At 39.5% G+C, this 26,450-nt stretch carries 18 protein-coding genes; 13 read left to right on the top strand and 5 right to left on the bottom strand.

Annotated features, from left to right (window positions below):
- Positions 1-118 precede the first annotated feature (118 nt).
- The 9 genes from FIU21_RS04150 (at position 119) to FIU21_RS04110 (ending at position 11,726) form a co-directional block, all read left to right on the top strand.
- Positions 119-706: an ankyrin repeat domain-containing protein gene (locus FIU21_RS04150; RefSeq protein WP_004360620.1), complete on the top strand. Its 588-nt coding sequence runs from the start codon at positions 119-121 to the stop codon at positions 704-706.
- 61 nt (positions 707-767) lie between these two features.
- Complete coding sequence (locus FIU21_RS04145) at positions 768-1,316, top strand: DUF5991 domain-containing protein (RefSeq protein ID WP_004360619.1); 549 nt, start codon at positions 768-770, stop codon at positions 1,314-1,316.
- Positions 1,317-2,273: 957 nt separating this feature from the next.
- On the top strand, positions 2,274-3,218 hold the full coding sequence (locus FIU21_RS13400) for a M23 family metallopeptidase (RefSeq protein ID WP_050759759.1): 945 nt from the start codon (positions 2,274-2,276) through the stop codon (positions 3,216-3,218).
- Between the two features lie 139 nt (positions 3,219-3,357).
- The gene (locus tag FIU21_RS04135; RefSeq protein WP_231291351.1) at positions 3,358-4,449 is read left to right on the top strand and encodes a hypothetical protein; all 1,092 of its coding nucleotides are present in this window, start codon (positions 3,358-3,360) and stop codon (positions 4,447-4,449) included.
- A 146-nt stretch (positions 4,450-4,595) separates the two neighbouring features.
- Positions 4,596-5,621: a hypothetical protein gene (locus FIU21_RS04130; RefSeq protein WP_036886486.1), complete on the top strand. Its 1,026-nt coding sequence runs from the start codon at positions 4,596-4,598 to the stop codon at positions 5,619-5,621.
- A gap of 295 nt (positions 5,622-5,916) precedes the next feature.
- Positions 5,917-7,095, top strand: coding sequence for a hypothetical protein (locus FIU21_RS04125; RefSeq protein ID WP_004360615.1), 1,179 nt, complete (start codon positions 5,917-5,919; stop codon positions 7,093-7,095).
- Between the two features lie 217 nt (positions 7,096-7,312).
- Complete coding sequence (locus FIU21_RS04120; RefSeq protein ID WP_004360614.1) at positions 7,313-8,389, top strand: SH3 domain-containing protein; 1,077 nt, start codon at positions 7,313-7,315, stop codon at positions 8,387-8,389.
- Between the two features lie 774 nt (positions 8,390-9,163).
- Positions 9,164-10,393, top strand: a complete 1,230-nt coding sequence (locus FIU21_RS04115) for a hypothetical protein (protein WP_004360613.1) — start codon at positions 9,164-9,166, stop codon at positions 10,391-10,393.
- A 463-nt stretch (positions 10,394-10,856) separates the two neighbouring features.
- Entirely contained in the window at positions 10,857-11,726 is an 870-nt protein-coding gene (locus FIU21_RS04110; protein ID WP_004360612.1) for a hypothetical protein, read from the top strand.
- 273 nt (positions 11,727-11,999) lie between these two features.
- Here the strand turns inward: FIU21_RS04110 and FIU21_RS04105 are convergent, their stop codons facing one another.
- Complete coding sequence (locus tag FIU21_RS04105; RefSeq protein WP_004360611.1) at positions 12,000-12,518, bottom strand: histidine phosphatase family protein; 519 nt, start codon at positions 12,516-12,518, stop codon at positions 12,000-12,002.
- 84 nt (positions 12,519-12,602) lie between these two features.
- On the opposite strand from FIU21_RS04105, the gene FIU21_RS04100 reads away from it, so the two are divergent.
- From FIU21_RS04100 to FIU21_RS13265, 3 genes are all read left to right on the top strand, one after another.
- Positions 12,603-13,265, top strand: a complete 663-nt coding sequence (locus FIU21_RS04100; RefSeq protein WP_036886485.1) for a DUF308 domain-containing protein — start codon at positions 12,603-12,605, stop codon at positions 13,263-13,265.
- Between the two features lie 3 nt (positions 13,266-13,268).
- Positions 13,269-13,757 carry a methylated-DNA--[protein]-cysteine S-methyltransferase gene (locus tag FIU21_RS04095; RefSeq protein ID WP_004360609.1) on the top strand — a complete coding sequence of 163 codons (489 nt, stop codon included), beginning with the start codon at positions 13,269-13,271 and terminating at the stop codon, positions 13,755-13,757.
- Between the two features lie 286 nt (positions 13,758-14,043).
- A complete protein-coding gene (locus FIU21_RS13265; RefSeq protein ID WP_231291350.1) occupies positions 14,044-14,154 on the top strand; it encodes a DUF4372 domain-containing protein in 111 nt (36 codons plus the stop codon).
- Between the two features lie 636 nt (positions 14,155-14,790).
- On the opposite strand, the gene FIU21_RS04085 is transcribed toward FIU21_RS13265, so the two are convergent.
- The 4 genes from FIU21_RS04085 to FIU21_RS04070 all read right to left on the bottom strand — a co-directional run bounded on the left by FIU21_RS04085 (position 14,791) and on the right by FIU21_RS04070 (position 23,210).
- Positions 14,791-17,685: a TOTE conflict system archaeo-eukaryotic primase domain-containing protein gene (locus FIU21_RS04085; protein ID WP_004360608.1), complete on the bottom strand. Its 2,895-nt coding sequence runs from the start codon at positions 17,683-17,685 to the stop codon at positions 14,791-14,793.
- 599 nt (positions 17,686-18,284) lie between these two features.
- Positions 18,285-18,929, bottom strand: coding sequence for a hypothetical protein (locus FIU21_RS04080; protein WP_004360607.1), 645 nt, complete (start codon positions 18,927-18,929; stop codon positions 18,285-18,287).
- The gene (locus tag FIU21_RS04075) at positions 18,919-19,644 is read right to left on the bottom strand and encodes a DUF5932 domain-containing protein (protein WP_004360606.1); all 726 of its coding nucleotides are present in this window, start codon (positions 19,642-19,644) and stop codon (positions 18,919-18,921) included. The genes FIU21_RS04080 and FIU21_RS04075 overlap by 11 nt, the downstream gene beginning before the upstream one ends.
- A gap of 26 nt (positions 19,645-19,670) precedes the next feature.
- Positions 19,671-23,210: a sensor histidine kinase gene (locus tag FIU21_RS04070; protein WP_172891302.1), complete on the bottom strand. Its 3,540-nt coding sequence runs from the start codon at positions 23,208-23,210 to the stop codon at positions 19,671-19,673.
- A gap of 816 nt (positions 23,211-24,026) precedes the next feature.
- Between FIU21_RS04070 and FIU21_RS04065 the strand changes: the two genes are divergently transcribed.
- On the top strand, positions 24,027-26,450 hold the full coding sequence (locus FIU21_RS04065) for a TonB-dependent receptor (protein WP_172891301.1): 2,424 nt from the start codon (positions 24,027-24,029) through the stop codon (positions 26,448-26,450).

Genomic DNA, 26,450 nt, shown 5'->3' with positions numbered 1-26,450 from the left:
GGTATCTTATCTAAACAACTCAATGAATATGAAAAGAATTGCTTTTTTATTTCTGTGCCTATTCGTTTTTTTATATAGTGGTCACTGCCAAAAAAACTTTGACCATTATCATCTAACCATGAAGGCAATAAAAGAAGGGAATATATCTGACTTTGAAAAGAACATTAAACATATAAAGAATATTGACTCCTTGTTCCATACATATACTGACCATTCCTATACGCTGTTAGGTTATGCTTGTCTTTATCAGAACAAACGCTTTGTCCAAAGACTCATAGGAATGAAGGCTAATATGGAATGTGTGTACTCTGATGATATGTATTGCTATGATGCGCTATATATGGCAGTAGATAAGGGGAATGCCGAGTTGGTAAAGTTATTTCTGTCATTAGGAGCCAACGCTAACGTGGCTTATAATGAAGATGGACTTTGCCCTTTGGTGATGAGCTGTAGTATGAACAGTTATCCAGTTACTTGCCTTCTTTTACAATATGGAGCAAAGGCAAATGGCTTGGGTAACCTTGGTGGAGACTATATAACTTATCCTCTGATGGTTGCAGTGGATAAGAATAATATAAACATAGTGAAGGTATTATTAAAGTATGGAGCAAAGACAAAGGTAAAGGATAGAAGCGGAATGTCTCCCCTTTCCATTGCTCGTCGTCATAAGAATGTTGAAATGATAAAACTATTGAAAAAGTCATGATAGATTGTAATGGTCTGATTCGGCAATAAAGAGATGATCTGAATTCTTATAGAATATTGGTATGAAGAAGCATGTTTTTATTTTATCTCTGTTTGTAATAGTCTTCGCAGCTTGTTCTTTTCATCGAGGAAAAGAGAGGCGGAATGTTGTTGTACCTCCAAAGGTTCATAGAAAGTATGAAAGCAGGTGTGATGAAAAGAAAGTCGTCGAAAAAGATAAATTACAAAAGATACGTAAATTGCAGTCGTTGGTTGAAAAGGATACCAGCTGGTATGGTCATTATGAATATTACATGCAGGCATCAGATTATCCCCCGATATTTGTCGGTTATGAGCTTGAGATTAGTTCAGACAGCTGTATCTTTACGGGGAATGGTCAAATGACATGTTTTCGAATCTTGTGCACCGTGAGAAAAAAAAATGAGAAGCATCTGAAATTGTGTTACTTAGCTTCATTAGGTGAGACTAATTCTTTGCCCTTGTCTAATGTGGAGAAAGCAACGGTAGTGGAATTGTACCGGTATAATGGTAAATACTATCTTAAAAGTCCCTATATTATAAATAAAAAAGGTAAGAATAATGTAAAGGTGAAATGTGAGAAACAGCAGTAGAATGTAAGTTATGGTATAATAGAGAACAACTGTACAATAGCGATTCTGTTCCATCGCCTTTATATTCTGATACGGTTGTAAGATTTGCAGTCATTAATCTGATAGGTTCATCAGCATTTTATTCTCAGTTATTTTCTATGACTGATTGAAATTTAAGGACTCTATTAAGTGTCCGTATTGTAAAGATATATCATATATTGATTGTGAGAGATAGATGAGCAGCGGAGATTAGCACCATACAAGGAAGGTACAGCCTACAAGGTTGTTGTCTCATGGATTTTCAGTAGTCAGTCTTCCAACGGAAATGTAAATAATAATACTAACAGACAGACCTCAAAGGAACCCAAACAATATATACTTAAAGGGAAAGAAGTCCTCTTCTCTGTCAAGCGGCATATTCCCACGCCAAAGGCAGAACCCAGCAAGGCGAATGTTAATCGCACAGAGCCTGAAAAGGGTGGATGTCCACGTTGTAGAGAAGAATGGACGGATATGCTTCCAAGACTACAGAAGATTTTCAAGGGAGTGTCACCTGAAAAATTATCAATTGTTGCAAGAATTTATACTCAGTATATGAAAGAGTTGAGGATGGATACGTGTTGGATTAAGGCACATTTTTTTGCTCAAGCCTATAAAGAAACAGGAGGTAGACTTGACGTAAAGGAGGGAGAATCCTTTAATTACTATTGAGAAATCATACCAACCAAATTATCAGCCTTCAGAACAGATGAAGGAAGAAATTATGCAAGAAAATGGGGGCGTGCGGAAAAGAAATCAACCAAAGCGAATGCTGTTTCAAAAGAAAACCAAATAAAGATAGCAAACTATGCATATTCTTATAAGTTCAGCAAGGGAAAAGAACTGGGAAACAAATATCCAAATGACGGATGGCACTTCAGAGGTAGAGGATTAATCCAATTAACTGGTAGAGTTTGCTATACTGCAATTGAAAAAATATTGCATGATATAGGTTATTCTTGCGATATCACAAGTAGTATAGAGAAATCAGATCAAGTTGGTAAAAATTTTGAACTTGCAGTGGTTGCTTCCATGGCTTTTTTCAAATGGAAAAACTTAGACATGTACAAACTTTGCAATGGGAACAAAAGTACAGAACGTATTTCAAAAAAAGTTGGAATGAGAGAGATAAACAAAGATACAGGAAAATCGAACTACGAAGAGAAACAGGAAGCCTTTACTAATAGGACTTCTGTTGCTTTTATGGTGGATGATTGTAAGTGGAATGTTAAGGAATCTCCAAAACAAACTCCAAAACAAGGAAAATGGCACGACCCTGTAGATAATCCACAGATAACGTTATGGACTCAAAGTGGAAAATATAATCCTGCAAACGCTGCATTCGGAGTGCCAAGACCTAATAAAAAATATCATCAGGGAGTTGATTTGTTTTGTACAGAAGGATCAAATGTATATGCGTGTTTGGATGGTATTGTAGAATCAATAACGGATTCTCCTAAAGGACAAGGACAGACCATTGTGTTAAAAATAACAGATAAGGAACAAATAAACTATTTCAGACAAAGGAGAAGAGACTATAATCCAACCTATGACGGCGAAAAAAAACAGGGTGAAGGATTTGATGAAAATTCTAATCATATATATCTTGTCTACTATCATTTAAGTTACATTCTTGTAAAAAAAGGTAGTGTATATGCTGGGCAGGTTATTGGTTATTCGGGCATTTCTGGTATCAGAGATGGAACTTGTGGTCCTCATCTGCATTTTGAAATAAGGTCAGAAAGAAGATGTGGAGATTTGACTAAAAGATGTAATCCTGCATATTATGTATATTATAAGGTGAAGATGTCACCAGAAGAAAAAAAGAAACAGGAAGAAAGAATGAAGAAAGGACAATTAAAAGATTTTTATGGGAGAAAATAAAATGAAAAAGATTTTATGTATACTTATTATTTTGGTTTTAGTTCTGTCGCATGTAAGTTGTCAAGAGAATTTAAGACAGAGGCAATCTACAGACATAAAAGGAACTGTTCAAAATGTGAAGCAGAAAGACTTGATTTGTATGAATGAAAAGACAATCAGAAACTACTATAGAGAACTTGCGGAAGTAGGACTTGATGGTGTTACGGTAATGGCTATAGACAAACAAGTAGAGTATACAGATTTGGCAATAGAACTTACTTATGATGCGCTCAAAAGAATGGGATACCAGTCTGTCAGCGATGCTGAAGCACGAAAGGCTATCAAAAAATATTATAACATTGATATCTCTGAAAATAACATCTATTTGGCAGGGAACAAACTTCGTAGATATGTATTCAAAGATGGAGCTCCTAAAGAACGGTTGGAACAGCGAAAGGCTATGGAGGTAGACTCTTCGGAAACTGTTTCTTACTTTTGGAATAAGAGTATCTATGTTCCAAAGTATAACTACATCGTATCCTATCCTTCCATAGAGAACACTGTTGAGCTTCAAGGATTTGACAATGAAGATGCCGACGATGATATAGTTGAGAAAGGGAAACTTTACTATTCGATAGATACAGCCTATTTTTACAGAAACCAGTTCATCTTCCACGACAGCAAGGCTGCACTCACTTGGCTTATGAATAATGACCGGAACTTCCTTCGTGACCTGTTCCTGGAATACGGCTATGACAAGTCTGATATTATCAACAAGATGATGATAGATGAAGTGAAAGAGGAAGGAGAACTCCCTATAGGGAAAGAGTACAAGGAACTATTTGTTTCAAAAGGTGCGGATGGGCGGCTTCTCATCCATCAAGGACTGCTGCAGTATATGTTGAAACATGCTGACAGAAAGAATCTGTATTACTGTATGTTGGATGAATATTTATCATATTTGTTGGATTTAGAAAATGAACCAGAGTTCGACGACCTGACAAAGGATGAAAGATATAAGGCTGGTGCATACATCGGGTATTATTATGGTCTGATGTATGAGAAGTGTATAGGGACACCTTGTGATAATCAAGGTTTTGGATATGCCCTGTACTATCAGAAAGACTTTGTCTCATACATCAAGAAAAATAATTACTTCCACCTAAAGGACTTCGATAAGATAATACAAAGACAATATGACCGGTATCAGGAAGGGGTTGAAATCGAAAGTCATCGAATGTCTGGTGAGTAGCATAATATTATGCTATTCTTTGACGTTATGAAGACATCGTATATGTATCAACATTCTATATTGCCGGAAGGGGGGCATTGAATGTTCAGAATCGTAGCTAATTCATCCTGTAAACAGCTGTTCATAGCATAGATAAAAATCAAGATATGAAAAGGAAGGTAGTACTAATACTAATTGCCTTGTTGTTTTTCATAGTGTACTCTGAAGCACAGAGAAAGACAGAGCGTCCTATGCCAAAGGTGCGTAAAGGAGCTACAGGCTCCTTGGTTCAGCCTGTCAGCGACAAGACGCTGGCAGACTGGAATGCTATCCATCGCACGTATGCCGCAAAGAAATACCAACCGAAAGACAGTTGGGAACTTGTGTCTTACTATGATTATTCCGTCACAAAAAATGAGAATAGCTTGGAGGAACTTCAGAACATGAAGATACAGATACTTGGTGACTCTATCCTTTATCTGAATGGGAAGAAAATCAAGGTTTGCCGTACAGACCGTGATCCGTTTATGTACGAACGGGATGCACTTTACTACCCCTATCTAAAGGATTACTTTGCTCTTCGTGGCATCAATATATCCAAGTCAGTTCCTGTTTTGCTTATACAGTCGTCGGAACACGAGATATACAGCGATATGTTGGAGTATATTTATACTGGTGAGTACCTTGTGTTATTTCATAATAACATTGCTGGTGTTTTCAAATACGTGAGAAAATCTGGTCAGGGACAACCTTCTCTTGATGCAAAGCTGGAATATACTCAGGCCGACTTGTATCAGGATGTAAAAAAGGAGATGAGTAGCAAGCGTGCCCGTGAATATAATATTCGTCCCTATAAAGGAAAACTGAGAGTATGTATGGGGAAGAGTATATCCCAGATGAACAGCAGTGGTGGTTTCTATTTCGTGAAACTTCCTAACTATAAGTCTTTCCCCATTTTTGTTGCTTATAACTGCAACGAAGACGATGAGTTTCTTATATATACCTACAAGAATGGGATGATAGACGACGACAACAATATCAACATCCTTGCCTTCAGCTCATATAATGACATAAAGGAAGACTTCGCTATCTTTACGGATGGTACAATCTATGTGCGAACTGTAGAGGGTAAGAAAACCTCCATAGATGTTTACCGTATCAATGACTATGGAGAGTTCTATCAGTTGAATTAAAGCCATTGTTTCGTGGATTTTCAGTAGTAATCAATCTTCCAACGGAAATGTAAATAATAATACTGGCAGACAGACCTCAAAGGAAACCAAACAATACATACTTAAAGGGAAGGAAGTTCTTTTCTCTGTCAAGCGGCATATCCCAACGCCAAAGGCAGAACCCAGCAAGGCGAATGTTAATCGCACAGAGCCTGAAAAAGATGGATGTCCACGCTGTAATAAGGATGTTACATTAGAGGAAATAAAACAGATTTGCATAAATCAAAATGGGAAAAGTGTTATAGAAGATGACACTATGATTAAGGCCGCTTTGCCATATTTCAATAAATATCGAAAACTTGCAGGTTTAAACACTTGCATAAGAAAGGCTCATTTTCTAGCCCAGTTAGCTGCTGAAACAAAGTTTTATGATTTACAAGAAAGGTTTAAGTATAGTAATCCTGATAGAATGATGGCGATATTTTCATCATATTTTGATTCTTTTAAAAGTTTAGATGCTAAAAAAGCAGAAGCACGTCGTTTGTCTAATTTATCTATGAATAAATCTAACTGGCCAATAATTGCAAATACTGTTTATAGCTCCAAAAATAAACTATCTAAAAATCACACAAAACAGGGAGACGGATGGCGGTATAGTGGAAAAGGCTTTCATCAAATTAGCTTGAAAGATACTTATACATCTATTGAAGAGTACGCAATTAAAGAGTGTGAGCTTGATGTTAAATGGGCATTGAACGACAACCCTTTTAAGTTAAAACAAAATCCATACGATGCTATTCTTTCATCAATAGTATATTGGAAGAAAGTGGGATTAAATGGTAGAGCCGTGGGCCTGTCAGACAAAGATGTAGACAATGTTTCTGCATTAATGAATAAATCAAAGAGTGAAAGTATAATAGTACCGCGCCGTGAGTTCTTCCACAATGCAATCGAGGTCCTAAAAGTAGCTCAATGCATTAATTTATCTAATAAAAAATCAAAAAATAAAATATATACTTTTGATAGGAAATATGAGATAAAAGAGAAAGAACTTTATATTGACGTTATAACTCCTTCAAAAAGAGATTTTGAAGGTCCAATGATAGTTTTAGACAGTAATGGTATTGTTTATAAGACACATTCTTTATGTAGAGGTAGTAATAGGAATAGACTGCGTAAGGCTGGTAATGGAGATACTCCAACAGGTAAAGCTTCAACAAGTTATTCTCCTAATAAACATCGTGGTAACCTTAGCTATGGAAATAATGGTCTGATTGAACTAACAGGAATCACTGGTGAATTTCAAAGAGCATCAAAAAATGGTAGAGCTGGAATTGCAATTCATGCTGGTCACACAGTAGGATATGGTAAATTTATAAATGACCAAGGTAAATTAATGTCAACATATGGTTGCATTCGAATTTATAATTCTTCAATGAAAAAACTAACGGAGATATACAATGAGTATAAAAATAAAAAATCTATTGTTATATAGAAGATTATAGTGGAGACATTAATGATGTCTATAGACATTATGAAATGAAAAAAGATCCAAAAGATAGTCAACGAACGGGAAATAGTAAAAAGCAATGAATAGAAACATAAAAATAATATTATTCTGCTTGTTCAGCCTGACAATAATAAATTGTAAGGGGCAGTCTTCAGTTTCCAAGCAGAAAAAGGTAAAAACCGAATATGTAAATACAATACTAATGAAGAAAGAAGACAGTATGCAGTCTCTCATATTGGAAGAGTATGCAAAATCACATGGTTATAAGGCACCAAGCTATGAAGTGTTCAAAGAAAAGTGTCTACAGTTTTTTGGAATACGACTTCATCCGTCTGCACAAGTGTACAGCTTAGATATAAATGAGGATATTATATATTCTGTCAATGAGATTGGCAGGTTTATCTATACGGGCAACGAAAGTCTGTTTTATCAGCCAGCATTAGACCATGAGCCAACTATGGATGAAGCTCGTAAAGTTCTTTATACAAAGGAAAATGGTATAGCGGATATGTTTCTGGCATACAATAAATTATTATTCAATGACCATTCTTCTTCCTTGTCTTATTTCTATAAACATAAGGATAATGCAATAGATGTTGTCTTTGACTTGGATTATGAAAATAATGACCTGCTTATCCAGCGTGCCATTGAATACGCTTGTCAAAACGGTTATATTGTCAATGATGTTACGAACGTCCTGTTTTACAACAATCCATCAAGGGGGTATAGGAAGAAACTGATTACCATGTTTTACAAGTATGCAGAAACAAGCAAAGACCGTATGGAAACTTTTGAGAATCTTGTTTATGCCTATTATAAGCATTATAAGCAAATCAACGTGAGGCAGGAAGTGAAAGATGAATGTTTGGTATGTCTGTTGGATTGCTTGAACAAGTACGATGAGACACATCAAGACAATATCCTCAAGGTGATGGATAAAAAAGTATATCAGCATCTTTCTAATTTCATGTTAGTTGACAAAGAGCTTATACAGCGTATGGAGAAAAATAATTATTATGGGAGTACTGCTTTGCGTGATGTTGCTAAGGCTGTACTATTGTTAAGCTCTACAACAGATGATTTCGCAGATTATTATATTGAAGATCCTGATGGTTATACCAATGTACGAACGTCTGGAAGTTCTAAAGCTAAGATCATAACTCAGGTTAAATCAGGCAGCTTTGTTAATGTCATTGAGAAACGTGGAGATTGGTGGAAAGTAAAGACTGACAATGGTAAAGTTGGATATATTCACAAGAGTAGGATTAGATGTAATTAACTGTTTCTATTGGACTTTAATCACAACTCCCCCTAAGGAGGAAGCAAAAATGGTTCTTCCGTTAAATGCGTAGACAGGTTAATAGAATGAGATTAATCGACATACATGGTATGATTGCCCCCAATAAGATGGTTTTATAAAGGGGGATAAACTACATGATAAATGTAATTAGGTGCGATGTATATCTGCCTTCTACAAACAACGTATTCCCTTATTAATAAAAGTTTGTAAACTATTTTCACACTCTTCAAAACTAATACATGCTCTTTTGGCTTCTAAAAGACGCCTAATTGCCTTGCAATAGGTGCCCTTTAAGAGCCTTACTAACGCCCTTTTGAAATCCAATTAAGCACCTTTTATTCTGCTGCTTTATAACTAATTGATTTCCTGTTTATTGCAGACCTGCGTTTTGTATGTAGTCTTGTCGTTATTTATTGATGTCTTGCTTGAAATTATGTAATGATTTTTCAAACCCTTGTCTACAGAATTTGAAGTCTTAAATGAAAAGGTTTTCAATGTCAGAGGATGATAATAGGATAGATAGTTGATTGTCTTAGCTATGTTTTTGTTTAATGAGTAACTTCGGTCCTTTTTTTTAAAGCAATACGAAAAGCGTCCACACATTTAATGGAAGGACCCAAAAAGTTCTAAGGAATTCAGATATTTTTATATCTTTGCAGTATATTATTCAAAGTTATTAGAGGCTTGTTAAAATAGCCCACGCATATCAACTTTAAGCCATAAATACATTAAGGAACCGAAAATAGTTGTCTTATGAAGAAAATATATCTTTTACTGCTTATTCTAAATGTAGTATTAATGAATGGATGCAAGGAACAGGCTCCAAAGCAGAGCTCAAAACAGCAAGTTCATCAAGAAAGAACTGTAAAGAGTGAGGTAGACTTGATAAAGAAGTATGACCACGAAATCAGAGAATATTATAGAGAACTTGCGGAAGTGGGACTTGATGGCGTTACGGTAATGCCTATAGAGAAGAAAGTGGAGTATACAGATCTTGCAGTAGAATTGAATTTCGAAATCCTTAAAAGGATGGGGTTTCTGCCTGTTAGCGATGCTGAGGCGCAAAAAGCCATCAAGAAGTATTATAATATAGATACATCTGAAAGTAATAACTCTCTGTTTAAAAAAGGACTTCGCAGATATGTATTTAAAGATGGGCTACCTCAAGAGCGTTTAGATCAGCGTAGGTCTATGGACGATGGAGCTACGGAAACCCTATTTTGCTTTTGGTATCGGAATCTTTTTGTCCCTAAATATAACTATATTATATTCCACCCTATTATCGAAGGTGCTACCCTGCTTGAAGGCTTTGATGATGAGGATGCTGATAATAATGTACTCAAAAAGGGTAAATTATCTTACAGGATAGATAAAGAACTTTTCTATAAAAACCAGTTCATCTTCCACGACAGCAAGGCTGCCCTCACTTGGCTTATGAATAATAACCGGAGCTTCCTTCGTGACCTGTTCCTGGAATACGGCTACGACAAGTCTGATGTAATCAACAAGATGATGCTCGATGAAATCAAGGTGGTTAACAGAATTCCTGAGGCTGATGAAACCAAGGCACTCTTTGCTTCAAGAGGCGCCAATAGGAAATTGCTTATTCACCGAGGTCTGATGGAGTATATGTTGAAGCACGTAAATGAGGAGAATGAGTATTTCCTTATGCTGGATCAGTATGCATCGACCTTGCTGGATTTAAGGAATTATCCCGAGTTCGACGGCCTTACGAAAGAGGAGAGGTATAGAATTGGTGCTTACGTGGGCTATTATTATGGTCTTCTGTTTGACAAGGGCATCGGTACTTCCATTGATATAAACGGATTCGGCCACGGCTTATACTATGACGAGAACCTCCGTGATTATCTCAAACGTAACAAGTACTTTCATCTTCCAGGCTTTGAGGATATTGCCGGGAAGCATTATCGCCGCTACCGCATTGATGTTGATATCGAGATGCAGAAGATGCGTGATGAGTAATATCGTGCTGTCAATCATATGAGAATTCTATTCGAGCAATAGAAGCTATCCATTCATCTATTAAAAATGAGAAGGCTTTAAAGCCAAATCGGTCATTAGCGCCTAAACATATTGGGGACTAATGACCGATTTTAATGAAATAAGAACAGAAAGAATCCTTCAAAACTAACTTTCCTGTCATTCCTGTCATCCCCTCTCAGTATGTAATCATTTAATTTCCATTCGGTTACGAGAATTGTTAAAAGTGACAGCAACATAAAACTAAAACTAAATGTATATATAAATAAGGTGAGATTTTAGGGCTTTATATCGTGTCAAACACAAGTTTAGGGAAAATCCCCCACTGTATAGGGGAAATCCTTTTCACATGTCTTTTTTTCTTCGTTCCTTTGCATCGTGAAAGTTAGGAAATGCTTTTAGAAGTAGTCCGAAACTTGAATAAGAACTTAAAAAGGTAACGATTATGAGAAGGATAGTACTAACCCTTATCGCATCGCTCATAGTTATCGGCGCATCAACAAGCGCAATGAGTTATGAGCAGGCTCGAGTACAAGCACTCTTTCTAACAGATAAGATGGCTTACGAGCTGAATCTGACAGAGGCACAATATGAGGCAGCCTACGAAATAAACTTGGATTACCTCATGAATGTCAACACGGTAGACGACCTCTATGGAATGTATTGGTCACATCGAAATGTAGATTTGAGCTATATCCTCTATGATTGGCAATATCGTGCATACGTTGAAGCAGCATATTTCTACCGCCCACTGAGATGGGACGCAGGCTACTGGAGATTTGGCATTTATGCTCGTTATCCACGCCGCGACTATTATTACTTCGGACGACCATCGTTCTACAACGTTTACAACGGAGCCCACAGCTGGCGAATGAATGGCGGAAGAAGTTGGTATAACGGAAGAGAAATCTTCTACGGCGGAGATTATAACAGCCGATATGGGATGAGAGATAGCTACATACGTGGCGATTACAATAGAGGAGGAAACTACTATTATAACAATGGTCCTACTTATCAGAACGACCGCCCACGCAGCTTCGGCAATCAGCAACGCGGAAACTTTGATGGACCACGTAATTATCAGTACTACGCTCCACGAGAGAGTTCAACACGAACAACGGTTACTCAACCTAACTATGGTGGTAACTTCGGTGGAAGTAGGAACTATGGTGGCGCAACAAGAAGCTATGAGCCAAGTCGCTCATTCGATGCACCAAGCAACAGCTTCGGTGGTGGTGGCGCAACATTTGGCGGAAACCGCTCAGGTGGTGGAAGCGTTTCAAACGGAAGTAGCTCATTTGGTGGACATAGATAACGACATTAAGATATAATAAATAGACGTTGATTCAATCAGGTTTAAATACTAAGCACTAAGGTTTTAAAAGATAAATAGATTAGACGAATTAAGGTAATAAAGATTGTTTAGCAGTTAGCAAACCAATGAGTAAGACTGCATTCAGACCAAATTAGAGATGTAACAAAGAGAGTTATTTAAATGAAGGGGAGGAGTTTCACGTGAGTGAGGCTCCTCTTCGCTTTTTAGTATTAGGCGCAATAAGGCTTATAGGGCTAATAAGCCTTATAAACCTTATAGCTCAAGTACCCTAACCTCGGCATTCCCCATTGGCTTCAGTTCATTCATCGGCTTATCAAAGTAAATGCTTTGAATGGCTTTATTAATAATACCATGTCCTACGGCAAGCACCTTCTTATCAGGATATTCTTCCTTCAACCATGTAAGGAATTCCTTAGCACGAGCCTTCAAATCTTCTAAGCTTTCGATGTCATCGGGCCATAAAGAGGGGTCCTTCAGATTCGCTAAATTAGGAATATACTTCCCAGTAAACGAACCCCAGTCACGTTCACGAAGCAATGGAGTCGTCGTAACAGCCTTCCCATGAGGGGCAGCAATCAGTTTGCAGGTATGAATACTACGCTGCAAATCACTTGAAACAAAGGCATCTATCGGTTCATCTTTCAAACGTTCTGCAAGAGCTTCAGCCTGCTTGACACCCTGCTCATTCAGTTCTCCCGGTGTTTGTCCTTGCATAATATGATTGGCGTTATCCACCGTTTCACCATGCCTTACAAGATATAATAATGTCATAACTTCATCATTTCTTATTGCAAAAATAATAAAAAGTCAGGGAGTAAAACGTTGGAATAGAGATTATTTTGTATTTTTGCATCTATGAAAGTACTTCAAATATCAGCCATAAGGGCTATTATCGTATTAGTGACAGGTTTCCTCCTCGTAAGATATCGTGAGGAAACTATGACGTGGATGACCATCACCGTGGGTATACTCTTCCTACTCTCTGGATTGGTTTCCTGCATCGCTTACTATTTTGAAAAGGAGAAAGTAGCAAAGAAAACAGCGAAGGCAGAACAGCAAGAAGGACAACAAGAAGAAGAAAACCTCAAGTTACCTTCCTTCCCTATTGCAGGTGTCGGCAGTATTGCCTTGGGTATCATCCTTGCCGTCATGCCCAACACGTTTATCACATGGGTGGTTTATATCCTTGCAGCATTACTGATTCTCGGTGCTGTCAATCAGTTTATGAACCTCGCTCGTTCACGTCAGTACGCTCGTGTTCCGGTCTATATGTGGCTCTTCCCAACAGTCATCTTGGCGATAGCCATTCTGTTGATTAGTAAGCCAATAGAGACTGCACAACTCCCATTATTAGTTCTCGGATGGGCATTTATGTACTATGGCGTCTTAGAATTCATCTTGATTATCCGCATGTATCTTGTCCGCAAATCTTACGAGAAGGCTGAAGAAGCTAAGATTGTGACAGGCGACAAGTTGGTTACAGATAATATTGAAGACGCTGAGATTGTAGAAGAATAAACCATGTACTTCTGTCGTTACCCCTCACCCCTCGGCAACTTAATACTTGCCGAGGAAGAAGATGCTATCGTTTATTGCCAATGGGAAGATACGATTGACGAACAAAAGGTAGCGAAGTGGACGGAAGATAAGGAGCAAAACAGCGTGTTACTAACTGAGGCTTGCCGTCAGCTAACAGAATATTTCACTCAGAAGCGCAAGACTTTTAACCTCCCCATACGATTAAACGGCACTCCCTTTCAGCTACTCGCATGGGAAGGTTTGCGACAAATCCCATATGGAGAAACGCTTTCTTACGCTGAATTGGCAAGACGTATAGGCAGAAACAAAGCCGCCCGTGCTGTGGGTAATGCCAATCACCACAATCCATTAATGGTCATCATTCCCTGCCATAGAGTTGTGGCAAGCAATGGAGAATTAGGAGGATATGCAGGAGGAACAGCCCGAAAAGTGTGGTTATTGGAAAAAGAAAGAGGGTGTGTAAAAATGTAAATTAATATTGGTGTCCGATAAAACTTTTTGTACGTTCATATCTTTTTAATTCAGAATAATAAAAAAAACGGGCTGATTGTTTTGCACAGTCAGCCCTTCTTATTTCCTTTGTAGCTGTCATAATAAAACAATGAAATAAGATGAACCAAAGTACACATTTTATCGGACAACCGCTATATGTTCAACTGTTAAACTATTTTAATCGTGATAAAATTCTCTCTCTGAGCCAAGCCAGGGAAGTGAACATTATATAAAGAAGTTTGATACATGGCATCATCTTGTCGTCATGCTTTATGCCGTAATGATGCGTTTAGACTCTCTGCGTGAGATAAAAGCCTCTCTCTTTGCTAATGTTAATCACTTTAATCATCTTGGTTTAACCCTAATCGGTCATTAGAACCTAAACATATTTTGTTTTATTATCGAACAGATTGTTTGGCTTTGTAATGCAGGCGTAGCGGGCTACGTCAAGTTACAAAGACGGACAAGATCCCGATAAGAAAATAAAAGATGTTAGGAAACAATACCATAGTAAGAAGAATTATATATATTGTGGTCTAATGACCGATTTGGATTAAATAATCCTCCGTCCTCTCCGTGCCTCCGTGTGACATTGTTTCAAACTCTAAACACAAGTGGCAAACCTTATCACTTCAAATTACTGAAGACCCAAATTCATATCCTATAAACAACCCATCGCTCTGAATTATCTTTACATTAACCGGTGCTTTATTCACCAAAAACAGTCAAAAAAACGCTTTTCTTATCGCCTTTGTAACTCGTTTGTTATGAAGAAGTTACAAAATCATTTTTCAAAAGATGCTTAGTTAGACTTCAAAAGGGCGTTAGTAAGAGGCTTAAAGGGCATCTTTTGCAAGCCAAAAGGGCGTTGATTCGAATGCTAAAGAGCATCTTTTAAAAAGAAGGATGTGAAAAATAATTACATTCGTAGTTTGATTTGGCTTTGAAAAGGATGAAAGATACAGATATTTATTTATACTAAATTTATCCTAATTTGCATATATCATGTTACTTAACTATGTTTATGTACCATCTTTATCAATTCATTAGCAAGGTGAATATCAGTCACCTTTATCATGTTATCATCCTTTGAAGCATAGCCAAGCGTGTTTATTGAACCATACCAAACAACTTCTTTATCAATGATGGTAGTATATAATGATAGCTTTGGTTTCACTTTTACAGATAGCCCCTTTGATTGGATGAATACTGTTTGTTCGTTCTCTGCAGCTGTTGTAATAAGAATTTCAATTCCCTGCTGAGCAAGTTCTTTCAACAAAGTGACTAAGGGATTTTGCTCCGTTCTATACAGTTTTGGTGAAGATATCACAATGGAACGCTTTGCTTTTATCAAATCTGAAATATAGGGGCGGTAGAAAGTTGAACCATTAAATATCTGATTCTCAGCTATGGAGGACGATATGTCGTTTATATGATCAAACAATGTTGGTTGGGCTGTATTGATTGTTTTGTATCCTATTGCAGCATAGCCTTTGAGTCGTTTTCTATACATACTATCGCAAATTGGTTCATGGATATCGATATAGTCATAGATACGTACATCTTTCTTTCCCTCATATTCCCGATGAAGCCGACCTGCATACTGAGTTAAAAGACCTTTCCATGAGATTGGAAGTGCAAGGAATAGGGTGTCAAGACGCGGATAATCAAAGCCTTCGCCAACATACTTTCCCGTTGCGACAATAACTAATTGTTCGCTGTCAGGAATAGTTTGTAGCCGTTGCATTGCCTCTCGCTTTTCTCTTGTCGTACCTGCCCCTGTCAATGAGATAACATTTTTGATGGTAGCTTTCAACTTCTCTGCTAATACAGACACATGGGCAGTTCTATTAGTTAGAATGATCGGTGTTCTTCCTGTATTAACTGCTTTGCAAATATCTTCTACAATGAGATTATTGCGTATCTCATCTTCGGATATATATTTATATAAGGTTGCAATTGATAGCCTGTCCTCTAAAATAGAGTTATATGATGTAAATCTTGGAATAAGAAACCTATCGAAGGATTGCTTAGCTATCTGACTTTTAACATCAGTAGAAAATCGTATTGGACCACATTGCATGAAGATGATTGGTTGATGACCGTCTTTGCGAATGGGGGTAGCTGTTAACCCATATATGGTGTGAGCTTTTATAGACATCAATACTTGTTCAAAGGTTATAGAAGACACATGATGACATTCGTCAACAATTACCATTCCGTAGTCCTGTACAAATGGTTTTACACCATCTTCATCCAAACATGACTGTATAAGGGCTATGTCAATAATACCGTGAAGCGTATTCCCTGATGAATCAAAGCAACCTATAGGAGAAAATACCTTACGTCTACCACGTTTATTCTTTTCTTCATGTTTTGGATAGTCTATATTAAGAAACTCTGTTAAGCGGTCATGCCATTGTTTAAGTAATGCTTTCGAATGAACAAGGATGAGTGTATTTACTTTCTTACGAGCGATGATAGCCGCTGCAGTAACGGTTTTCCCAAAAGCGGTAGTGGCATGTAGGATGCCATTCGTATATGGTAATAGGGCATTGATGGCTTCCAACTGTTCCTCTCTTTCTTCCCCTTGAAAAGAAACAGAAATCTTATTGCCATGATTTGTTTTATCAATAATAGTGTATGTTACAGCATTATCGTTAAGGAAAGATCGAGTAACATCCTCACAACCACGTGGCATAGCAAGGTATTCGTTAGTAATATCAAAACATGAGATTATGCGTGGAATGGCATATGTAGAAAGACGGAGTGCTTGCTTACTGTAAAATTCAGGATTCTTGAAGGCTGCAATTCTTTTCAGATGGTTTAGTACCTTTGCAGAAACAGCCTTCAATGGGATGTATAGTTTGTCTGCTTTGATTATCTCAACCTTAGCATGGAAGTCTTCTTGTGTAATATTTTGCGGCAAAGGGGTAACCCATGGCTTGCTTTCGCTCGACATAGACAGTTTTCCAAGTTCTTCTTGATAATGCAGGCGTAGTAGTTGGTCGATAGTAAATTCTTGTATTTTCTTAAGATTATATAGAAATGCCCATTGATCCTTATATACAAGGAAATCATTATCAACAAAAACACTGTTCTGTTTCCTGCGTGCCTGACCTTGTAGTGGGAGTGCAACGAGGTTGCCAAAGCCTCCTTCTGGCAAATAATCTTGATTGGGAAAGAATCGATCATAGGAGTTGAACGACATCTGTCCATTACGCGTCATAGCTTCGGTTAGTATAGTATTTCCTAATCTCCTCGCCTTAGATGCTGGTAGAGGCGCTTCAAAGAAAATCCACACGTGGGCACCATTCCCTGATCTCGAGCGCTCTATGGCATAGGGAATCAGCCATTCTCTGCACACACCCACATAGGCAAGTACATCTTCTTTATAACCATACTTACAGTTCTTGTCATCAAAATCGGCACAAAGGAAAGCACAGTTATTATCTTGCATGATAGCATAGAGTCCCACAACATCACAGCAATACTCATCTTTTCCTTCTAAATGGCGATACATATCTTGAGTTGTTAGTGGTGCAAAGTTTCTATTTTGACATATTACACACCTATACTTCTTCTTATCACAGATTCCTTGTTTCCACTCATTAATACAAACAGGTTGATATCCAGATTTACCAGTAGTCTTACTAAACCATCTCCGAGCAAAGACATCTTCCCTTCCTTTAAATAAGGATTGGAAAAGTCTTAAGCGCTCATCAATCGAAAGAGTAATGGTTGGAACTGAAACCAAAGAATATATAGGTTTATTCATATCTTCTTTCATCCTTGTTTCATATTCAATACCATGGATTTTTAGAAGTGATTTCAGAACCTCATTCTCTTTGTGCAAAACCTCATATTGCCTAAGAAGTTTATTATATCTTGTCAGTAAATCATCCATATCATCAGCTGTTTTGACTACTTATCTTTGGTTCTTCCGTTAAATGCATAGACTGGAAATAGAATAAAGGTTTACATGCTTGTGTGGTATGGAAATCCCGAATAAGATAGTTATACAAAGGGAAATAAACTAAAAGTTAAATGCAAAAATACTATACCTATCCGTATTCCACCAACAACTTATTTCCAAATTATAGGAATTTGTAAACTATTTTTATGTATCTCAAAACCAATACATGCTCTTTTGGATTCCAATTAACGCCCTTTTGGCTTGCAAAAGGTGCCCTTTAAGCCCCTAACTAACGCCTTTTTGAAGTCCAATTAAGCACCTTTTGAAAACCACCTTTGCAACTACTTGATAACAAAAGACTTACAAAGGTATCAGATTTGCTTGTTTTTAGCACAATTACCAGCCTCCTCCTCACTTGTTTTGTAAATATATTTCCAATCCTTTGTTGCTTAAACTAAATCTCACACAGAGTCACGGAGCTAAGGGAGTTTATATTTAAAAATATGTTGACCATAGAGGTACCGTTGGTGCAGGGAGCTCTAAGCATGTGTGAGAGGCTGTTTACAAACCTATACTAATATACGTTGAGGCTATAGGATAAACACATATATGACTGACATATAGAGTTGAATGCCGATGACGTAGGTGGGGATGAACTTGGAGCCGACCTCTAAACCGCCTACAAGAATCTTGTGCATCTTTATGACACTGTCTATCGTACCACTCGCCACACCGTAGGTTAGTGACATAATCGTGATGACGAATGATAATGAAGGGATAAAACTGGAAGAGAAGGAACTGGGGAATAACTGTCCCGTCACGCTTAGGAGAATGGCATGGGGAATAGCCGTAAGAAGGAGCATAACAATCATATAGGCGATGAACTCGACCAATGCTATGCGTAGACCAACCTTCTCACGGTAATGGAATCTGTAACGATTGTTAGATGAGTTTGTTAGGCCGCTTCTCATGTTTAATAGCATCGCACGTAATGCAGTATAAAGGCGACTGCGAACGCACGCACCTGCTGCCATCACTGCCATAATAAAGTAGATAAGCAGTGGTGAAAGTTGGTTGCTGACAAATGAGCCAAAGAACCAACGGATGCCCTCACTGCTCAGCATAGACCGCATCGGAAGCTCGGGAAAAGCTGCCGTAAGAAGCCATGAGAGCAGTATCAGTGCTAACTGGGCTATGAGAAGCACTAAGACTATATAACCTAACTTATTCCTCATCAGCGTGGAGGTTGTCGATGTCGATAATACGTAGTTCTAATGCACGTACAACAAGACGCGTTGCGTTGACGCTCATACCATTGTTACCATCAGGGAAGAACTTTTGTACGAGTTCGTTCTGTCGTTTCTCTAAGCTCTTTACACCGAATGGCATACCACGTAGGTTGGTAATCTGTTCCTTGGTATAACCGAGTGCAAGGTGGCGTAGGAAGCGCTCATCATACTCGTCAATCTCGTAGCTAACCATTGCTTCTTGGTGCATCAGCTGACCGCTCACACTCATCTTGAATCTGCCTACAATCTTTTCGAGGATAGGCTGATTGAATACCATTCGCTTGCCCGACATAACACTTGCCACGTCGCCACGTGTCAATAGTTCGCCACTCTTCAGACAGATACCATCAGCACCAGCATCGAGGACGTCGACCCATAGCTTTTCATTCAATATCTCACCCGTAAAGATCAGCACCTTTACATGTGGATAAGTCTGTTTTGTTTGACGGCAGATTTCTACTCCCACCGTTGTTGAACCACCCAATCCAAGGTCGAGAAGCACGAGGTCGGGCAGGTTTTGTTTAATGAGTTTCCAATAGGCAACTTCGCTTTCTGCTGTTCCAATAATCTCGGCTTCAGGGATTTCGTTTCGAAAGATACCCTCCGTTCCTTTTAACTCCAAGGGTACGTCTTCAACGATGATGACTCTAAAATTCTCCATAGGTATATGTTGTTTAGTTATGTTTCTTAATTTGCTTTTGCCAAAACCACATCTATTCTCACGCCATTTGGTGTCGCATTCGCTGAGATACCACAGCCACGCTTATTGGTAGATTCACCATTGTCGCGGGCTATCTGTCGGCAGATAAAGAACATCAAACGGTCGGCAGAAGGCTGGAAGAGGTCGCGACAAACGTCATCAGAGAGTGTCAGTGTCGACATGATGACATGTAGGGTGACGTAACCAGGCTGATGCTCTTCGGCTGTGACCGTCAGTGGTTGGTTGTTATTGATAAGATATAGTATATCAAATAAATAAGCAAGGAAGACAGGGTCGCCACTGATGAGTGGTGACTCGAAGGTTGTTGTCAGCTTCGATGGACTCACCAATGTCGTGATATCCACTGGGCGCGACACGAGTTTCACGGATTCTACTTGGCTCATTGCCTGCTGACTTAGAATCTGATAGAGTTCTTTATAGTAGATTGCCAACTCGTCAATCGCCTCAAGTTGACCATCAGGTTCGTCTACAAGCTGGCGAATACGTGAAGGATAGTACATCGTTTCATGCTTGAGTGTTGATAGACAGTTATCAAGAATGCTGTTACTAATGTGCAAACGCTCGTTCTCATATTCCACACAACGCACCTCATCTTCGAGCATTTCTATGTCTGATTGGCTCTTTTGATTCTCCTCAACAGAGGCAATTAGTGCCTCCTTAATCTGGTTGACGATAGCAAGTAATCGTTCTGGGAATCTGTCGCTTACACCTTTCTCAACCTCTCTAAGTTTGTTTTCTTCGCTCACATCACTGAGAAGGATTGTGTTTATCTGCTTCACACGCTCCAAACAGAACTGATAAGAGAGACGATGACGATAATACATCACGTAATAAACAGGGAAGATTGAAAGCAGGAAAAGCACAAGAAGGGCAACAGCCACATTCTTATTGGTCTCCGATTTCATCATCATTCGACAGTATTCGCCCAATGAGTTATCGGCATAACGCTCCTTAAAGAGGTGGGTATAAACAGAGTTATTGTATTTATAAACCTCCCATTCGTGCAGTGCCAATGCTGCCACAGCACTCTCATTACGTATATCGAGGATGATACCATAGTTCATCGGTAGGCTATCATGATACCACTTAATCTCCGCAGGAACGATAGAAAGGCTTCCAAGTTGCTTCATCAACTCCTTTCCTTTAGGGCGAAGTTGGAGGTAATGGAGGTTCAGATAGTAACGACATGTGTCTGCATAAGCCAATGTCTTACTATAGGAACCATTGATATTTGAGAAGTAAGCTGAGTCTGCATAGATACCTGCGAGGGTGTTATAGTCCTTCTTTGCAAGGGCAGTAGCCTTGTCGCTGGCTCTTGTAGGACGTGCCTGAGCCGTCAGGAGGGAGGCTGTAGCGAGGACGAAAGCCAACAAGATACGGCTAATACCCTTTGGCAAACGAAAGAAGAAACGGCTTCCTTTGTCCTTCTTGCTCTCTACACCCATCTCACAAACAGAGAATATCTGACTAATCTTCTTGTATTTATTGATGATACCATTACAATTCATCAGTCCAAAACCATGCGAAGCACTGTCTTTCTGGTCATGGATTGGTTTATGGTCGAAGATATGTTGTTGTTCTTCCTCAGTGAGTCCGCAGCCCGTATCGGCAACAGATATCTCAACATAGTCCGACTCTTCAATGGATGAAATGGTCACCTTACCGCCTTTTTCAGTAAACTTACGCGCATTATCAGCCAAGGTATTCACCATGAAAAGCGTCAGAACGCGGTCGGCTTTGACAACAGCTTTCGTGTCTTCTACACGTAGGTCGATACCCTTCATATGGAAGCCCATGCGTCCTTTCTTCACGATATCGAACACTTGTTGTATAGGGAAACTCTCAATATGTAGCGACAGTTTACCTTGTCTAAGCTGAATCCACTCTGTGAGAACAGCGTTTAATTCGTTAATCTTATCGGTCAACTCACGGATATAAGTGTAACGTTCTGCCTGCACAGCATCGCTTTCGCCACCCTTCTTGAGCTTCTCAATCTCGTGTAACATACGGTCGATGAGTGGGATAACACCATTAACAAGCGAAATCTTAGCCCGTTGTTCAAGGTGTTTACGCTTATTATCCGTAAGATGTAACTTGTTGATAACAAGTTGTTCAGACACCTCTTCATACTTATCAGCCAGTTCCGCCATGTGCTTTTCATTGTTATGACGCCATTGTTCAAGCGGAAGGAGGAGATCGTCTAACGAACCCTGTGTGTCCTTTCTTCGACGAAGATAATGGAAGAGGACAAGCGAAGCAAGCACAAAGAATATAGAAAGTCCCACCGCAAGGATGATAAGATTCAGCTGTTTTGACGTACGCTCTAACTGTTCAGCACGTGATGTAAGGTATCTGTCTTGTCGAGTTTCGTCCTGAAGATCAAGGTAGATGTTACGGTTATAATCACTTTGTTGCTTATTATTTATAGCCGAATACGTAACACTCAACTGTTCACGGATAGACGCAACAAGGTCGGGTGCCTGATTGATAGCTGGATTATCGTGCAAAGCCTTGTTCAGACAGATGATAGCCGAGCGGTAATCCTTTATCTGCCAATAGCATGAAGCCAAGGTACGATAGGAACCTGCCGTCTGATAAACGTCTCCATAACGTTGGAAGATATGCAGTGATCGCTGTGCTAAGTTGCCTGCAAGAAGTTGCTCAGGCATGTTATCAAGGTTGATATATTGGAACGACGGTAGGTTATCGTGCATCAGTGTTGCTCGACTCTTATCGTTCAGAATCAGCTCACTGATCGCCTGCAAGGAGTTTGCCTCCCAATAAGGGAAGTTGTGCTGGCGTGCAAGCATATAACAACGTATGAGATATTCAAACTCTTTTTGCTCTATGGCTTTCTGCGAATTGGTATTGATAATACCACCCGAACCGATGTTATAGTAATAAGCCAAGAGCTGAGCCATGTCGGTTTGTATCTCTCCATCGGGATTAATCTGGCTGATTGCTTTGATAGATGGCTGCTCCAAACCTACGTAATAATAGTATGTAGAAGTGACAATGGCAAACTCTGAGCGCGCATAAACCATGCGACGACGTTGCCGAGGAGAGAGTAGTTTCTCGTCTTCTTCGATACGATGGATTCGTTTCTGTGCTTTTTCATAGTAGTCGTAGAACTCCTTATTGAGCGACTCACGCTGACAAAGGCGCATAAACTGAATGTCAGCCACCAAGAGTTCCACTTGGTTATCAGTGATTTTGAGGACAGAATCGAGTTTAGCATAGGCTTTTGTAAAGCGCATCTTCATCAAGTCAACGAAAGCAAGATTGTTTAATGCCTCCGCCTTTCCTGCGTCATAGCTTCCTGTCAGACCGTAGGCTTTATCCGCATAGATTCTCACAGAGTCGAGATTACGATAGTGCAAGGCATATGCCTTGTCGTTTAATTCGTCAACTTCTTGTGCGTGTGGAACATTACAGGCAGCAAGCATCAGAAGGAGTAGACAAGCTACCCACCCTGTAATTATGCTGTATGTCTTTGTTCTTTTCATCTGTTTTATGTAGACTTAACTACTACTCCTCTATAAATCAAAGGCAAATATACAAAACTTTTTTTAATAATTCAGAATTCAGAATTCATAATTCATAATTATGATTACTACTTTAATTCAGAATTCAGAATTATAATTCAAAATTCATAATTCATAATTCATAATTATGATTACCGATATAGTACAAGGGTTAAAGCACAAATCAAAAAGTTCAATATTCAAAGTTCAAAGTTCAATGGATAAAATGTTCAATGTTCAATGTTCAAAGTTCAAAGGATAAAAATTCGTAGTCGGTGTTTGAATTTTCTTTATATTATAGTTAAAGAAATGGTAGGAAAAGTGGTTAAGAACGAGTGATTTTAGTGCCTCTATAAGTCTTTTGTTATCAAGTTGTTGCAAAGGCGGGTTTCGAAAGGTGCTTAATAGGGGTCCAAAAGGGCGTTAGTAAGGGGCTTAAAGGGCACCTTTTGCAAGTCAAAAGGGCGTTAATTTGAAGGGTAAAGAGCATGTATAAAAAACGAGGCGTGACTTTATTCTTACAAAATGGATTGTTAGGACGAAAGAGGAGGCTATGTTTCGCCTACCAAGAAATGGGGATTATGCAAATTCACTAAAAGTAAGTATTGTACGATGTATATATTTTTTCTACTTTTGCAGTCGTAAATCGTAACAAATGAAAATACAAGGCTGACTTCATTTGCAGACACCTGCGTCTTGGTCTGAAGCCTGAGTAAACCCTTATAGATTCGTTCCTCCGCTGTGAAGGTAGGGGGAATTGCGTCTGTTTATTAAAAACCATTTGTAATCTAAGTATATATGAACAAATTAAAAATGAACTATGAAAGGCGTGTCAGATACTACCTGTCCGCCACTCTCTTAAGTTCTTTGTTCTTATTCCCACCCACCTACGTCCATGCTACGGCTGTACATGGGCAGGAGACAGTGGAGGATGAGGATAAAGATGTCAAAACATCTGTAACCGTTCGGGTTGTTTCCGAACTGTCACAAGAGCCGCTCATCGGTGCTGTCGTACGTTGCGAAGGTGTTTCAAATCCCTCGGTGACAGACATCGACGGTAGGTGTACGATTAAACTCAAGCGTGCTGCCGACCGCTTGAAACTGACGGTTACCTACGTAGGTTATAAGACGGTGACACGTGTTGTTAGCGTTCCCGACAGCCACATGATAACCTTACAGTTGAAGGATGATTCTAAACAATTAGATAATGTCACTGTCACGGCACAGAAACGACACACGACCGTCTTACAGCAGTCGTCAGCTATCAGTCAGGAAGCATTGGAAAAAGGTGGTGCTACATCATTGGCAAAACTATTGGAAACCATCCCTGGCGTTAGTTCTATCAGTACTGGAAACACGATTGCAAAGCCTGTTATTCAAGGTATGCACAGTAGTCGTATTCTCTTGATGAACAATGGAGTACGATTAGAAAGCCAGAGTTGGGGTGCCGACCACGCACCAGAGCTTGACTATACAGGTTCGAGCATGGTAGAAGTGGTGAAAGGTGCCGAGTGTATTCGCTATGGCTTCGGTGCAATGGGCGGTGTGGTACTCTTGAATGATGCGCCCCTACCCTACGAAAACAAGAAGATTAAGGTGAATGGAAACGTCAACATGGGTTACGATACCAATGCGCGAGGCTTCAGTGGGTCGGGTACTATCGAGACGGGTTATAAGCAGTTTGGTTTGCGCCTGCATGGAATGTACACGAAGGGAGGCGACTATCATACAGCCGACTACGTACTGAACAACACAGGATATAACACCATAAGTTTCTCAGCCTTAGCGGGTTGGCAAGGAAAGAAACTGACGGCAACCCTCTTCTCAAGTATCTACTATCAGCGAAGTGGAATCTATTACGCCAGTAAGATATCCGACCTATCACAGTTGATCAAGCGTTTTGAATACGGACGACCTGATCCAGAGACCGTTAAACCCTTCTCTTACGAAATTAAACCACCGTTCCAACAGTCGCAACACGTGACGTTGAAGGGTGAACTGAAATGGGAACTTAATCCTAACCATCACCTCAATTTCACGCTATCCTTCCAAGAGAATCTCCGTCAAGAGTTTGAAAATCGAAAGAAGACACAATGGAGTTGGATTCCAATGCAGGACCTGATGCTGAAAACCTATAAGTTCGATGTACTTTGGCAAGCGAAATGGAAACTATGGAAGATGACAACTGACGCTGGTCTTTCAAACACTTACCAAACGAACTTCAACTATCCGGGTACGAAACAGCCAGCTTTTGTTCCTAACTTTGCAGCCCTTTCGATGGGTGGATATTTCCTTCATAAGGCAGAGTTTGGTAAGTTGCAGTGTGCACTCGGTATGCGTTACGACTTCCGTGTGTTGTCGGTGAATGGATATAGCAGCCTCAGCAATTACACCTACTACGACGACTTCAAACTCTATAGTAACTTCACCATGAGCCTTGCCACCCACTATCAGTTCAGTGACAAGTGGGATGCACGTGCGAATATCGGTTGGTCATGGCGTCCACCAGATATCAATGAGCTCTATGCCATTGGCTTGCAAGACGGTTCCTATTGGGTAGTAGGCAATAAAAATCTTGCCAGCGAGCGTGGTTATAAACTCGTGTTAGGTACGAAGTATAGGAACACATGGTTCTCTGTAGAGCCAAGTGTCTTCTTCCAGCGTATCAATAGCTATATCTACGACCACATCGGAACAGGTAAGGATCGCTTCCACAACCATCCAAGTGGTAAGTATCCGAAGTTTATCTACGACCAAGACGATGTGAAACTCTATGGTGGTGACATCGAAGCAACCGTGAAGCCACTGCAAGGTCTGACCTTTGTCGGCAAGGGAGAATGGATGTTTGCACGCAACCTGACCCATAACGACTGGCTACCTTTCATGCCATCAGACCGTTACGGACTATCAGCGACCTACGACCTACCGCTAACAAAGAATCATAAGTATCGTTCGTCGCTGTCGCTCTCAGGTATCTACGTGACCAAGCAGACCCGCTTTGATCCCGATAAAGACCTCGTTCCCGATTCGCCACCAGCCTATTTCCTACTGAATGGTACGGCTGAGTTCCGCATCGCGTTACCACAGAATAGAGAGTTGAAGTTTATGATTGTCGGTGATAACATCCTCAACGCACTCTATAAGGAGTACACCGACCGTTTCAGATACTACGCCCATGAGCGCGGATCAAACTTCTCTTTACGCACATTGTTTAAGTTCTAA

Origin of the sequence: Prevotella melaninogenica (assembly GCF_013267595.1) — a bacterium.
Classification (GTDB): domain Bacteria; phylum Bacteroidota; class Bacteroidia; order Bacteroidales; family Bacteroidaceae; genus Prevotella; species Prevotella melaninogenica_D.
Note: the sequence above shows the minus strand (reverse complement) of the source record. Positions and strands in the feature narration are given on the sequence as shown.